The sequence below is a fragment of the Altererythrobacter sp. B11 genome, from assembly GCF_003569745.1.
Classification (GTDB): domain Bacteria; phylum Pseudomonadota; class Alphaproteobacteria; order Sphingomonadales; family Sphingomonadaceae; genus Croceibacterium_C.
Window position 1 is genome coordinate 3,656,099 of sequence record NZ_AP018498.1, and the last position, 13,949, is coordinate 3,670,047.

At 64.3% G+C, this 13,949-nt stretch carries 7 protein-coding genes; 2 read left to right on the forward strand and 5 right to left on the reverse strand.

Annotated features, from left to right (window positions below; translation table 11 throughout):
* Positions 1 to 102: 102 nt before the first annotated feature.
* The 5 genes from AEB_RS17140 to AEB_RS17160 all read right to left on the reverse strand — a co-directional run bounded on the left by AEB_RS17140 (position 103) and on the right by AEB_RS17160 (position 10,560).
* A complete protein-coding gene (locus AEB_RS17140) occupies positions 103 to 2,841 on the reverse strand; it encodes a TonB-dependent receptor (RefSeq protein ID WP_172593151.1) in 2,739 nt (912 codons plus the stop codon).
* Positions 2,842 to 2,902: 61 nt separating this feature from the next.
* On the reverse strand, positions 2,903 to 3,919 hold the full coding sequence (locus AEB_RS17145) for a glycerophosphodiester phosphodiesterase family protein (protein ID WP_119084215.1): 1,017 nt from the start codon (positions 3,917 to 3,919) through the stop codon (positions 2,903 to 2,905).
* A 570-nt stretch (positions 3,920 to 4,489) separates the two neighbouring features.
* Complete coding sequence (locus AEB_RS17150; protein ID WP_119084216.1) at positions 4,490 to 5,782, reverse strand: sugar MFS transporter; 1,293 nt, start codon at positions 5,780 to 5,782, stop codon at positions 4,490 to 4,492.
* Between the two features lie 53 nt (positions 5,783 to 5,835).
* Positions 5,836 to 8,043 carry a beta-glucosidase family protein gene (locus tag AEB_RS17155; protein WP_119084217.1) on the reverse strand — a complete coding sequence of 736 codons (2,208 nt, stop codon included), beginning with the start codon at positions 8,041 to 8,043 and terminating at the stop codon, positions 5,836 to 5,838.
* Positions 8,044 to 8,103: 60 nt separating this feature from the next.
* Positions 8,104 to 10,560, reverse strand: a complete 2,457-nt coding sequence (locus AEB_RS17160) for a TonB-dependent receptor (protein WP_119084218.1) — start codon at positions 10,558 to 10,560, stop codon at positions 8,104 to 8,106.
* Between the two features lie 182 nt (positions 10,561 to 10,742).
* Here AEB_RS17160 and AEB_RS17165 point away from each other — a divergent pair, with 182 nt between their 5' ends.
* Positions 10,743 to 12,491, forward strand: a complete 1,749-nt coding sequence (locus tag AEB_RS17165) for an arylsulfatase (RefSeq protein WP_119084735.1) — start codon at positions 10,743 to 10,745, stop codon at positions 12,489 to 12,491.
* Positions 12,488 to 13,948, forward strand: a complete 1,461-nt coding sequence (locus AEB_RS17170; RefSeq protein WP_119084219.1) for a sulfatase-like hydrolase/transferase — start codon at positions 12,488 to 12,490, stop codon at positions 13,946 to 13,948. The genes AEB_RS17165 and AEB_RS17170 overlap by 4 nt, the downstream gene beginning before the upstream one ends.
* Position 13,949 lies beyond the last annotated feature (1 nt).

Here is a 13,949-nt window from a genome sequence, read left to right on the forward strand (position 1 = left end):
GGCCTTCAAAAGGTTCGAAATCATTGCGGTCCAGTCAGATCGTTGGAGGGCGGGAAGGAAGGACCGCCCCCCGGCTGACCCTTCCCCGGATCGGCAGCAGCGTCAGAAGCGCGTGGTCACGCCCAGCCACAGCACGCGGCCCTTCTGACTGCGCTCCGCCAGCAGGCGGCCGGTTGGCATCTTGCGATAATATTCGATGTTCGATTTCGCGAGATTCTGGCCCTCCGCGATCACGGTTACACCCTCCGCAACGTTCAGGCGGATCTGAGCCGATATCTCGCCGCGGTGGCGGCTGTAGATGTCGAACACCGAGGAGTCCTCGTTGATCGATTTCAGGTAATCATCCACGTAGTTATAGGCGAGCGAAGCGCCGAATAGCGCGGTTTCATAAGACAGCGTGGCATTGGCCAGGAACTTGGGCTGGCCCTCCAGCCCGTTCACCGCTCGCAGCGATTCATCGGACTGGATCACTGTTTGCTCGCCGTCGATCAGCGTGGCATTCGCGGATACCACGAAATTGCGCAGGAAGCCTGTGGTGATATCGTGCATGTCCTGCCGGACCGAGAATTCCACTCCCTTTACCGAAGCGGTCTGCGCGTTCATCGGCGTGGTGATCCGCGCCGTATAGGTCTCGCCATTATACTCGAACCCATCCTGCGTGATGTTCTGGATGAAGATGAGGTTTTTGATATCCTTGTAGAAGCCGGCGAGCGAGATCATGCTGCCGCGCGTCGGGTACCACTCCAGCGAAAGGTCGAAATTGTTCGACGTGCGGGGTTTCAGGTCCGGATTGCCGCGCGTGATGGAGATCGTGTTGTCTTCGCTATCGTCCGGCAGGCCGATCGATTCCCCGATGGCGTAGTAATTGTAATTCGGGCGGCCCAGCGTCTTGCTGTAGCCGGCCCGCAGGATCACCCCGTTCTGGAAGTCATAGCTCGCGATGACTGAAGGCAGCAGGTAGTCGTAGGATGCCTTGCGCTTGCTCAGCACATATTGCGCGCCGGCATTGGGTTCGGCCGGAAGATTGTCGTCCTGCGTCCACAGGTCGATATCCGTGTGCGTTGAGTCATAGCGCAGGCCAGCGCGAACGTAGAAACGGTCGGTGCGATAGGCCGCCTCGGCATAGGCCGCCGCCACCTTCTCGTTGAGATCGTAATCGCTTTGGATATCGTTATCGCTGTTATCGTCAGTGCTCGGATAGCCGGCTGCCGACCAGGCGTTGCGATAGGCTTCATCGTCGATGAACAGGAAGTCCACATCCGGGTCGGTGGTGGGCTCGGTTACCGGCCGAACGAAGTCCACCATGTTGAGCGGCTTGCCGTCGGGGCCCAGGATTTTTCCGCTCGTCTGCCCCTCGTCATAAGACTGATCGGTGTTCTGGAAGCTACCGCCGATATTGAAGCCGAAGCCGCGATCGTCGCCGGCGAAATTGTAATCCAGATTGCCGCCCAAGAAGGTCAGATCCTGCGCTGCCCGCTGAGTGATGTGCTGGATGTAGCTTTCGACATAATTGGCCGGATCGTTGTTATATTCCGGGTTGTAGAACGACAGCACCGGATAGCCTTGGCTCAGATCATAGGAAAAGGCACCGTCGGCGGTGTTCGCGCTCATCTGGAATTTCGAACGGTCGCGAATGGTGTTGAGGCGCGCCCGTGAGTGCGTCGCGCGCAGATGGGCGGCGAGGGTGTCGTTCAGATCCTGATCGAGAATAGCCGAAGCGACGAAGGTTTCGCGCTTCTGCGGCTGGTGCGAATAGCCGAGCGCCGTCTTTCCCTTTGCCCATTCGCCAGAGGTTTCGGTCTGGTTCGCCGGAACTTTGCCGGTATCCGCACTTGCGAGGTATTCGTTCCGGACCTCGTCTTCCTTCTGGTAGAAATAGCCCGTGTAGATGGAGGCGTAGGTGGCTTCGCCGGGGTTGTATTCCAGCTTCACCACGCCCGAGGCGCGCGTGACATTGTCGTCGTAGATGAAGATCTGGTTGCGAGATGCGGCGGAGTAGCCATTGGTGTTGCTGAGATCGTTGTAGTCGCCGATCTCCTTGCCGGTATCCTCGTCATACAGGCGATAGCTGGAATCCACCGCGCCCGGCTTCTGGTCGTAATTGCTCGAGTAATATTTCGAGTAGGAGCCGGACACGACGATGCCGAAATCCTGATTGGCTCCGAACAGGCTGCTGAAGGTGGCATCGGCGCGAACGTTCTGGCCCTGATCGACGTCGAGCGCGCCAGCCGTGGAGTTGTCGCCGACGGATGCGCGTGCAACCAGCGCCGTCCGGCCAAGATCAAAGGCGCTGGAGGTGATGAGGTCAAGTTGTCCGCTCAGCGCATGCGGATCGCGATTGGCGGTGATCGTCTTGATCGCGTCGATCCGGCTGACGAAGGACGGCGGCAGCAGTTCGATGCGCGCGCCGCGGCTGTCCGCCGAGGTGGAGGCCAGCGGCAGGCTGTCGAACGTGACGAGATTGTAGCTGGAACCGATGCCGCGGATCATCACGCTTTCCGCCAGATCGGGCGAGCGGTCATCGGACGTGGCGAAATCCGGCACCAGCGCCAAGCCGGGGATGCGCTGAGCCACCTGGGCGATCGTCAGATCCGGCAGCAGGCCCGCTTGGTCCTGCGCGATGGAATCGGTGATGCCGGTGGCGCTGCGCTTGGCCTCGATCGTGGCGGCGTTGGAGGATCGGTAGCCGGTCACGACGATGGCGGCCGCCTCTTCATCAGCATTCCTGTGCGCGTTTTCAGCCGGCGCGTCGGCGGTCTGGGCGTTGAGCGGAGTGGCGAGCAGCCCGGCAATCAGCGCCTGAGCGGCGACGGCGGAAGCGAAGGTCACGATAGGTTTCATGGGTAGAGTCGTCCTGTTCATCAGAAGCGAGGGTTGGGTCTGCGAGGGAGGCGGTGACGGCTCAGGGTGCGGGGCAGGAGAAGCCCGGCCGCCCCCTTTGCCGCAGATAGGTCTTGAGCATGATCGGTTCGTCGGTCTGGATGGCGTCGACGCCGAGATCGACCAGCCGCCCCCACACCGCGTCGGGATCGGCGACCGCCTCCGTGTCGGAAAAGACGCGGCCCGAAAGACTGTTGACCCAGTAGCGTGCGCAGCGCGGCCGGATGATCGGCGTCAGCCCAGGGGCAAAGACCCGATCCTTCACATCGACCTCATAGGCCACCGGATGAAGCGGATCGTAGGCGGCGATCGCCGCGGCCGGATCGTCCCGGATGCCGGGCTCGCGCAGGATCGGCATGAACCGCACCTCGTCCACCCACGGCGCGAGCGCCTGCACCTGTTCCGCCGTCGCCTCAGCCTTGAAGAGGATCTGCCGCCGACCACCCACGGCATCGACCAAGGCAAGTACGGCCGGCGAAAGCGGCACCTTGGCATCGACATTGATGAGGATACGATCGCTTGCCGCGCGCAGCGCCTCTTCGAAAGTCGGGATGCGCCTTGCGGTGAGCGGAGCCGGCTTGCCGTCGTGCAGCCCATTGCCCTGGCGCAGGCGCAACTTGCTGAGCGTCGCCCAATTGAGGTCGGCGACCTTGCCGCTGCCGTTCGTCATGCGGTCGACCGTGGCATCGTGCATCAGCACGAGCTTGCCGTCGCGCGTGGCGCGCACGTCGAGTTCGACCATGTCGATCCCCGCGGCGATGCAGGCGCGGATCGCATTGATGCTGTTTTCCGAACTGCCCTTCCAGCAGGCCCTGTGGGCGACGACCATCACCGTGCCGTCCGGACCGGCAAGACGCCGCTCGATCTCCTCCTTGCGCGTGTCATCGCCGGCGGCCGCCGGCACCGTCCACAGAATTGCGCAGACCAGCGTCCCGACGAACGCCCGCAAGGCAAAATCAGCCCACCCCTTCGCGGCGCGCGAAAGGGCGGCTCGCCAGCCGCGATCGGCCAGCGAAGCTACGCTGCAGAAACACTGCATTTGTAATCCCCGTCCACGGCCGGATCCCCCGGGCCGTTCACATGCAAGACGGAGCAAGTGATGAAATCTGACAACAGCGGCGTGAAAAATCTCTCAGCTCATGAAGGAGCGCGGAAGGCTCGCGCGCGGTGCAGCGGAACTATTCAGTCCCGGCGCAAACCCCATGCCTTCTCCATGCGGACCATCCACCGTGTGGTAATGGAACGGTATTTCCGCAGCCGCGCCGCCTCGCCGCGCCTTTCCGGCAGCCGCTGATCATTCCGCACGGCCCGAATTTGCGCGAGCTGTGCGCGCCGAACTGGTCGTGGATTTCTAGGCGAAGACCAAGGCGCAGGAAGGCCGCGCTTCACCACCTTCCCGCATCTCAGCCTATCCACTGCCGTGCACTCTTCCCCCCGGCGGCGTCACCGGCGGCGGCGCCTCAACGTTTGATCTGGTGCCGATCGATGCCGCGATGGACAGGAGGTGGGAATTGCCGAAACGGCGGGTTGACGAATATTGTACCCGCTCCCTTGCCGATCCCCACCGCCCCAAAACACCACAACCTCTTGCGAGGTCTCGCGCCCGCCCTCAGGCCGGCTTCCGGCCGTAAACGCCAAATCCGGCTATGACAGCGTAGCACAGGCCCGGAACCACCAGGGCGAAGCGAAGATTGCCGGAGACATCGGCAAGGGCGCCGGTGGCCAATGGGATAATTGCGCCGCCACAAATCGCCACGTTGATGATACCCGATCCGTCGGCCGCGCGCGAACCAAGGCGTTCGCTCGCCAGGCTGAAAATTGTCGGGAACATGATGGAGTTCATCAGGCCGATAGCCAATAGCGAGTAGCCCGCCAAATTGCCCGAAGTATTGGTCGAAACGAGGAGCAGCGTGATGGCACCGGACGCTACGAAGGCCAGCACCTTGCCCGGGCTGATAATTCGCAGCACGGCAGAGCCGATGAAGCGGCCGACCATCGCGCCGCCCCAATACAGGAAAATGAGATCGCCCGCGGCCTGCTGGCTCAGCGCCATGACGCCCGGCTGTTCGAGGTAGCTGACGATCAGCGAGCCGATCGAGACCTCGGCGCCGACATAGAGGAAGATGCACAGCGCGCCCAGCCCGAAGCGGGGCCGGGCGAGCAGATCGAGACCGGCAAGCGCGCCGCTCGCCTCGTGCTGCTCCCCTCGCAACCTGTCGCGAAAGAGCCAGACTGCGCCCGCCGCCGCCGCCAGCGCCAATGCCAGGCCGAGGTAACCATCGACGATCGCCTGGCTCTCGGCCGTGCGGTAGGCATCCAGTGCCGGACCGGTCAGCTGGTCGGCGGAGACGCCGGCGAGGCTGCCCAGGATCAGCGCCGAGCCGACGATGGGAAAGACCGTGGTGCCCAGCGAGTTGAACGCCTGAGCAAAGGTCAGCCGCGAATGCGCTGTGGCCGGCGGCCCGAGCAGGCTGATGAGCGGGTTCGCCACCACCTGAACCACCACCACGCCGCTCGCCAGCACGAACAGAGCAAACAGGAACACGCCGTAAGTCGCCATGCGCGAGGCGGGGATGAATAGCAGGCAGCCCACCATCATGGTGAGCAGCCCCACCACCGCGCCGCGCATGTAGCCGATCCTCTTGACGAGCTTGGCGCCCGGAATGCCGATCAACAGGTAGGCGGTGAAGAAGCAGAACTGCACCAGCATGGCCTGCGTGTAGTTGAGCGTGAACAGCTCCTTCAACTTGGGGATGATCACATCGTTCAGGGAGGTGATGCCACCGAATATGAAGAACAGCGCCATCACGAAGTAGTTGAGGCCGGGCGCGTCGATGGGCGGCGGCTCGCCGGCAAGCGGCTGCGGATCGGTGGACGAGGCCGTTTTCGGCACCAGCGCCATGAGTTCGCTCCTTCAGCTCACGTTGGTATGCAGGTATCAGGCCGGTTTGGCGATCACTGCGGCCACCTGCGGCCGGGCAAATCCACAGTGGTGACAGGACCCAGGCGTTCGGCATCCTCGCCCAGCGCGAATTCGTAGCTCCCTGCGGGCATGACCCATTCGCCGTCGCGCCAGTCGGCGAGCAGGCGCTGGTCGATGGTCAGCTCGACCTTGCGGCTCGCACCGGGCTCCAGGTCGACCCGCGCGAAACCGACGAGGCGCTGCTTCACTTCGCCGCCGCGCCGCACGAGATAGAGTTGCGTGACGTCGGCGCCGGCCTTGTCGCCGGTGTTGCGCACGCTGAAGCTCGCTGTGCGTCCGTCGGTGTTGAGCCCGTCGGTCGCGAAGGTGGTGTAGCTGAGGCCGAAGCCGAACGGGAACAGCGCCTCGTGGCCTTGGCGCGCGTTCCAGCGATAGCCCAGGTCCGAGCCCTCGATGTTATAATCGGCCGCGAGTTCGTCGTCGGGATTGGCGCTGGCGCCCGAGAAGTTTGGCTCGAAACGGCCCATGCCGTCGAGCACCGGGCGCGGCAGCTGTTCCAGGCTGGCGGGAAAGGTGATCGGCAGATGGCCGGAGGGATTGACCTTGCCGAACAGCACGTCGGCGATGGCAGGTCCGCCCCGCGCTCCAGCATACCACGCTTCCACCACCGCCGCAGTGCGATCGAGCCACGGCATCAGTACGGGGCCGCCCGTCTCGAGCACGACGATGGTCTTGGGGTTGGCCTCCGCCACGGCGGCGATCAGCGCGTCCTGGCCATTCGGCAACGACAGATCGGGCTGGTCGAAGCCTTCGGTAGACCACTGGGTGGCAAAGACGATCACCACGTCGGCCTGGCGCGCCTGTGCGACCGCCTCCGAGAGGTAGCGACCGTTGCGGTAGACCACGTCGGCATCAGGCGCTGAGGCGCGGATCGCGTCGAGCGGGCTTGAGCTGTGATAGGTCTCGACGAAGAACGGCGCAAAATCCGAGCCGCCACCCAGAGGGATCGAGACGGCCGGGCCGCCCTCGCCCTGCACCTGGCTCGAGCCGGCACCCGAGAGCACGCCCGCGTCCGCATAGCCCCCCACCACAAGGATACGCCCGGCCTCGGCGGCCAGCGGAAGCGCGCCGCCCTCGTTGCGCAGGAGCACAATGCCCTGCTCGGTCACTTCGCCCGCAATGGCGGCATTGGCTTCGAAGTCGATCGCGCCGCCCGGGCGGACCGGGTTGGTGTCGAGCCCGTTATCGTAGATCGCCCACAGGATGCGCTCGTTCATGTCGTCGAGCCGGCGCGCGTAGGCGGGGTCGGAGCGGGCGGCGGTAGCGAGTGGCTCGTCGAAGAAGACCGCCGCATCGAGCTGCGCGCCCGACTGCTGGTCGAGCCCGTTGAGCGCCGCCTCGAGCCCGGGCACGGCGCCCCAATCGGACATGACGAAGCCCTTATAGCCCCACTCGGTCTTGAGCACGTCGTTCAGCAGCCAGTCGCTCGCGCAGGCCTGCTCGCCGTTGACCCTGTTGTAGGCGCACATGACCGAACCGGGATTGCCAATCTCGATGCCGATCTTGAAGGCGAGAAAATCGCTCTCGTGCGCAGCCGCGGGCGTGATGGTCGAGTCGACGAACTTGCGCGCCGTCTCCTGTCCGTTGAGCGCGAAGTGCTTGATGGTCGAGATGATGTTGTTCGACTGAATGCCGCGAATCGCGTGGCCGACAAGTGTGCCGGCGAGCAGCGGATCTTCACCGAGATACTCGAAATTGCGCCCGTTTCGCGGGTCGCGCATCAGGTTGACGCCGCCCGCAAGCAGGACGTTGAAACCCTTGGCACGCGCTTCGCCGCCGATCATCGCCCCGCCCTGCTCGATGAGTTCGGGGTTGAAGGTCGACGCCTGCGCCAGCCCCGAGGGAAGCGCAGTCGCGCCGTCGCCGCGCAGGCCGAATACGTAGGAGACGCCGAGGCTCGCATCGGTCTCCAGCAGCGCCGGCACACCTAGGCGGGGAATCCCTGGGACATAGCCAGCCCCCGGCAGCGCCTCGGGCGGTACGGGTGGCGGATTGGGGCCGATGGGCAGCGGCATGATGCCGTGCGTGAGGACGGTCTTCTCCTCCTGCGTCATCTGCGCAAGCGTAGCGGCAGCCTTCGCGCTCGCCGCCTCGCCGGCGTCCTCCTGCGCAGCGATGGCGACCGGGATCGACAGGGCGAACGCGATTCCGGCCAGAGCGGCTGTATGGATAGTCTTCATGGAATTACTCCGCGCGGGTGGCGCGGGGCCGGCACATGGTGGCGGCCCCGCACGGGTAGGTCAGAACGAGTAGCCGACGGTCGCGCCGAAATAGCGGAAGGCGGCCTTGGGCGTATAGCCGAGCAGGTTGTTGGGGGTGACGTTCTGCGCCGTGGCCGTCGAAGCATGGCCGAGGCCGGTATAGTACTGCTTGTCGAACAGGTTCTTGACGAAGATCGAGGCGCTGAACCCGGTGCCGATCGGCCGTACTCCTACGGTGAGATCGACAGTTGCGAAGCCGTCCTGGTAGGTGAGCGGATCCTGCTCGAGCGAGAAGTTCACCTTCGACTGGTAGTCGATGATGGCGTCGACATAGGCCACATGGTCTGCGCTCACATCCAGCTCGTAATGCGGGTTGAGCGAGAAGCGGAACTCGGGCGTGTTGGGCAGCTTGCCGTCTCTGACATATTGCGTCGCGCCGGAAGTGGCGATGACGTTGCCCGAGGAGTCCAGGCTCTGCACGCGCACGCAAGTGTTAGCCGGCACATTGGTGCTCGGCACCACCGGCACGCCCAAGCGCTGCTGCAGCGGGCAGGCCAGGCCGTCGGCGTCGAAGCGGCCATGGATGTAGGCGGCGCCGAGGTGCACAGAGAAGCCCTCGGTGGGCCGCACGGTCGCCTCGAGTTCGACGCCCTTGGTGCTCGCCGTGCCGGCATTGGTCACGACGAACAGGAAAGTGCCGGTCGAGTTGTCCGACCTGTTCGCCTGCACCTGCAGGTTCTTGTAGTCGGCAATGAAGCCGGCGAGCGAAACCGACAGCAGATTGTCGGTCGTGCTGGCCTTGAAGCCGACCTCGTAGGCGTTGACCGTCTCGGGCTCCACCACCGGGTTGTTGTTGAAGGTCTGGTTGAACTCGGTCCCGAGGCTTTGGCCCTTGTAGCCGCGGCTGTAGGTCGCATAGGCCTGCGCATCGGGGCTGAACTCGTATTGCAGGCCAGCACGGCCGGTCACCGCATCGTCCTTGGCATCGGTCCGGCCGCTGGTGAGCGTTGCGCCGGTGAACATGGGCACATCGCCTGGCACGATCGGGCCGATGTCCTGCGCGCCCTCCACCCACATGCTCTGATGCTGGACCCTGATGCCCGCTAGTGCCTTGAGGCCGCCCACGATGGTGAAGTCGACCTGGCCGAACGCGGCGATCTGCTCCTGCTCCAGGTGCGACGTAGCGCTGCCCGAGGTCCCGACGGGCGCCGGGCAGATGACACCAATCGCCAGCCCCTGGTTGAGCGGATCGCTGGTCGGGCAGTTGACGATCCGGCGGCCAAAGGAACGGTTGATCTTGGTGTTGTCGTAATAGACGCCGGCAACATAGTTGAACGCCTGGTCGCCTGCCGACGCGATCCGCAATTCTTGCGAGAACTGACCGATATCGAAGGGTCCGGAGTTGATGTCGAACTGCGCGTAGAACGGCGCGGTACCGGCGCCGCCGGTGTAGATCGGTTCCGGAGTGTTGATACCGTCGACATCGAAGCCGCCAAGGAAGTTGTACTTCTGGTAAGCGGTGATGGACGTGATCGAACCCCAGCCCAAGTCGTAGTTCGCCTCGAGCGAGTAGATCGCCAGATCCGTGTTGGAGACAGCGTTGCCGTTGGAGGAGACATCCGTGTTGAACGGGCGCGCCACCACCGGGGCAACGAGCTGATCGAGGATCGCGCTGTCCGATCGCACCAGGGCCGACTGGCAGCAATTGCTATCAATCTCGTTGTAGCTGGCCGAGGCGAGAAGGTTGAGATCGCCGATGTCGAACTCAAGCTTGCCGCGCAAGCCCCATGACTGGGTGGCATTCACCCGGTCGCCGTTTGCGAGGTTGTCGTAGATGCCCTTGTCATCGTTGTAATAGGCGGTGATCCGCGCCCCGATATTGTCGGATACCGGACCGGCCACTGTGCCGTTGATATGGTATTCGTCATGCTCGGCGATGGTGGCACGCACCTTGCCGCTGACGTAGTCGGTCGGGCGGGCGGTAACGACGCTGATGACGCCGCCGGTCGCGTTCTTGCCGAACAACGTGCCCTGCGGCCCGCGCAGCACCTCGATCCGCTCGATGTCGGCAAGATCGGTGAAACCCTGCGCCGCGCGCGCCATCACGACTCCGTCGACCACAACCGAGACCGACGACTCACTGCCGACGCCGAATACCGAAGTACCGATGCCGCGAATGCGAAAACTGGAATTGTTCGGATTGTTGCCTTGGCCGAAGGAAAGCGAGGGAGCGACCTGCACGAGGTTCTTGGTGTCGGTGATGTTGCGCGCCTCCAGCGCGGCACCCGTTACGGCAGTAATCGCCAGAGGCACGTCCTGCAGACGTTCGCTGCGCTTCTGCGCAGTTACGATGATCTGCCCGCCGCCGAGCTCAGCACTGCCCTCGCCCTGTTCCTGCGCGGCCTCGTCGAGCGGCGACTGACGGTTCTGAGCATTAGCCGGCACAGCAACCAGCGCGCTGGACAGAAAAAGCAGCCTAATCATGGATTTGTTCATTGATATATCCCCTTCCCCTGAGCGCGGTGCAATCGTGTGCGCCGCGTCTTCATTCCTATAAAACCACAATTAGACACCGTTGTCAGCCCAATTTGACAACGGTGCCAACATGATTATCGTATGTTCCACAAAATGCCTGATGGCACCGCTCGGGTCGCCCGATGCGGGAGGGGATGGAAAAAATGGGACGGACGCGCCTAACCTTGCTGGTGGCAGCTGGCGGATTCGCTCTGGCCGGCTGCGCACATACGGGTAACCTCGCGCAATCGTCCGGCGGCGCTGCCCTGCCTCCCGACATCGTCTTGATTGTGCTCGACGACGTGGGTTTCTCCGACATCGGCTCATTCGGCTCGGAAATTCGCACGCCGAATATAGATGCGCTTGCCGCGGCCGGCCTGCGCTACAATCGCTTCGACACCAAGGCGGTGTGCTCTCCTACCCGAGCGGCGCTCCTGACGGGACGCAATCCGCAGACCGTGCGCATGGCGGATCTTCCTGCCCGGCAGGTCGATCCGCAAGACCTCACTCGCGACCGCGGCGAGTTGCCGCAGAACGCCAGCACCATTGCCCAGGTGTTGCAGCGCGCCGGGTATGCGACTCGCGGCTTCGGCAAGTGGCACCTGGCGCCCGAGAACGAGGACGGCTCACCCGGCAACAACGCCTCGTGGCCGCTGCAGCGCGGCTTCGACGAGTTCTATGGGTTCTTTCTGGGCTGGACGGACCAGTACCATCCGAAGCTGATCGAGGGGAATGCGCGCCTCCCCGAGCCCGACCGCGACGGTTACCATTTCTCGGTGGACATCACTGATCGCGCAATCGCCGCGCTCGACCAGGCGAGCGACAAGCCGCGTTTCGTCTACCTCGCCTACGGCGCGGCGCATGCGCCTATCCAGGTGCCCGCGAAATACATCCATGCCTATGACGGCGTCTATGCCAAGGGCTGGGACAAGCTGCGCGAAGAGCGCCTTGCCAGGCAAAAGGCGCTCGGGATCATACCGCAGCAAGCGCAGCTTTCGCCGCGCAACCCGGGGGACCGGGCCTGGGACGACCTGACCGACACAGAGCGTGCCGTGTTCGCCCGCTTCATGCAGGTCTATGCGGGGTTCCTGACCCACGCGGACGAGCAAATCGGGCGCCTCGTCGACCATCTGAAGCGCACCGGCCGCTTCGACAACACGCTGATCGTCGTCGTTTCGGACAATGGCGCGGCCTCGGAAGCCGGGCAGAATGGCAGCTTCCAGCACCTCTACCGCCCCGAGACGATGACGGCTGCCGAGATGCTGGAGCGGATTGACGAACTGGGCACCGACAAGACGCAGTCGGAGTACCAGCGCCCCTGGGCCATGCTCGGCTCGACGCCCTACAAGCGTTACAAACTGTGGCCCTACCTCGGTGGCGTACGCACGTCGCTGATCCTCTCCTGGCCGCGCGAGGTCGATGACCCCGGCGCCATCCGGCACCAGTATATCGATGCGGTGGACATTGCTCCTACGCTTGCGGATGCGGCGGGCACTTCGTTCCCGGACAGCGTGAACGGGCGTGAGGAAATCCCGGTCGCCGGCCACTCGATCCTTTCAACCGTGCGCTCAGCCAGCGCGCCGGCGCCGCGCAATGTCCAGTACTTCGAACTGCGCGGCAATCGGGCGATTACGATGGGCGACTGGCGCGCGCTGGCCGTGCACCTGAACGGCACTGACTTCGCCGAGGATCGCTGGCAGCTGTACGATCTCGCCAGCGACCCGACCGAAAGCCGCGACCTCGCCGCCGCCATGCCCGAGAAGCTCGAGGAGCTGAAGGCATTATGGTGGCGCGAAGCGCGCCGCCATTCGACCCCCGCCCTTGCCGAAGCGCCCGAGGCCTTTCGTTCGCGAGAGAGCTTCGACGAAAGCGAGGCCAACGCCAACCGTAGCTACGGAGCATCTCCAAGATGACCTCACGCCTGAATCACGCCCGCTTTCTCGGGCGCTGCGCGACCTTTGCGCTGAGCGCCGGTGCGCTTGCGCTGGCCTCGCCTGCCGCCTTCGCGCAGCAGGGTGCAGCTGCTGCGCCGCCGGCCAGCCGGGGAGCCGGCGCCCCCGCCCCCGTGCCGCCACCGCGTACGGATGGCCCGCCGAACATCATCCTCATCCTGGCGGATGATTTCGGGGTTGAAGCCGTCAATGCCTATGGCGGCGGCTATCACACGCCCAATCTGGACCGCCTTGCCGCCGAAGGCACCCGCTTCACCAACGCTCACGCGATGCCGCTGTGCTCGCCCTCGCGCGTGCGGATCATGACCGGCCTGGAGAACTGGCGGAACTACGAGGCATTCGGCTACCTTGCGCCGGGCCAGCGCACTTTCGGCAACATGTTGCAGGATGCCGGCTATGCCACGGGCATGGTCGGCAAGTGGCAGCTGATGGGCAACGGCTTCGACGGCCGCGTGGGCATCACGCCGGAGCAAGCCGGCTTCGACGAGAGCTACCTCTGGCAATTGAAGGCGCTCGACTCAAAAGGATCGCGCTACTGGGGCCCGACCCGCGCCGAAGACGGGCGCACCAGAATCAACGAGGAAGGCTTCGGGCCGGATTACGACAACGCCTTCGCGCTCGACTTCATCGAGCGGCACAAGGCCGAGCCCTTCTTCCTGTATCACTCGCTGGTGCTGACCCATGACCCGTTCGTGCCGACGCCCGATTCTTCGGCCGCCAAGGGCGCGCAGGATCGCTTCGCCGGCATGGTCACTTACATGGACACCATGGTCGGCAACGTCATGGACAAGCTTCGTGCAACCGGACTCGACAAGAACACGATCGTCATCTTCACCGGCGACAATGGCACGAGCCAGGCGATCACCTCGGTGCGCGACGGGCATCAGGTTCGCGGCGGCAAGGGCACACCCACGATAAACGGCACCCACGTGCCACTTATCGTCTGGGCGCCCGGGACAATCCCCGAGGGCGCGGTGAGCAAGGCGCTGGTCGACTTCGCTGACATGCTGCCCACTTTCGCCGACATCGCCGGCCGGCCCGAGGATACACCAGACGGCGTCAGTCAATGGCGGGTGATGCAGGGGCGGCAGGAAAGCGCGCGCGACTCAATCTTCATGCACTATGCGCCGCGCTGGCAGTTCGAGCCGGTTCGCTTCGCTTTCGACGCCGACTACAAGCTCTATGGTGATGGCCGGTTCGTCGAGATGGACGACATATCCGGCACCGAGACCGAGATCGCGGCCAGAGCCCGGCGTGGCGAGGCGGCGAAGCACTACGCAGCGCTGCGCAAGCTGCTCGACGAGACGCCCGACGGCGAGCTCGATCAGGAACGCTATCCCTGGTGCGCAGGGCAGGCATCGGTCGATCCGGCGCTCCCCGCGACGGTGGCGGGTTGCGGCCGGTATCCGGGCGCATGAG

What these genes read in the sequence shown, in the direction of transcription:
- AEB_RS17150 (WP_119084216.1), bottom strand. Translation starts at nt 5,782, where the DNA reads ATGGCGCTGGTGCCGAAAACGGCCTCGTCCACCGATCCGCAGCCGCTT.
- AEB_RS17170 (WP_119084219.1), top strand. Translation starts at nt 12,488, where the DNA reads ATGACCTCACGCCTGAATCACGCCCGCTTTCTCGGGCGCTGCGCGACC.
- AEB_RS17160 (WP_119084218.1), bottom strand. Translation starts at nt 10,560, where the DNA reads ATGAACAAATCCATGATTAGGCTGCTTTTTCTGTCCAGCGCGCTGGTT.
- AEB_RS17145 (WP_119084215.1), bottom strand. Translation starts at nt 3,919, where the DNA reads ATGCAGTGTTTCTGCAGCGTAGCTTCGCTGGCCGATCGCGGCTGGCGA.
- AEB_RS17165 (WP_119084735.1), top strand. Translation starts at nt 10,743, where the DNA reads ATGGGACGGACGCGCCTAACCTTGCTGGTGGCAGCTGGCGGATTCGCT.
- AEB_RS17155 (WP_119084217.1), bottom strand. Translation starts at nt 8,043, where the DNA reads ATGAAGACTATCCATACAGCCGCTCTGGCCGGAATCGCGTTCGCCCTG.
- AEB_RS17140 (WP_172593151.1), bottom strand. Translation starts at nt 2,841, where the DNA reads ATGAAACCTATCGTGACCTTCGCTTCCGCCGTCGCCGCTCAGGCGCTG.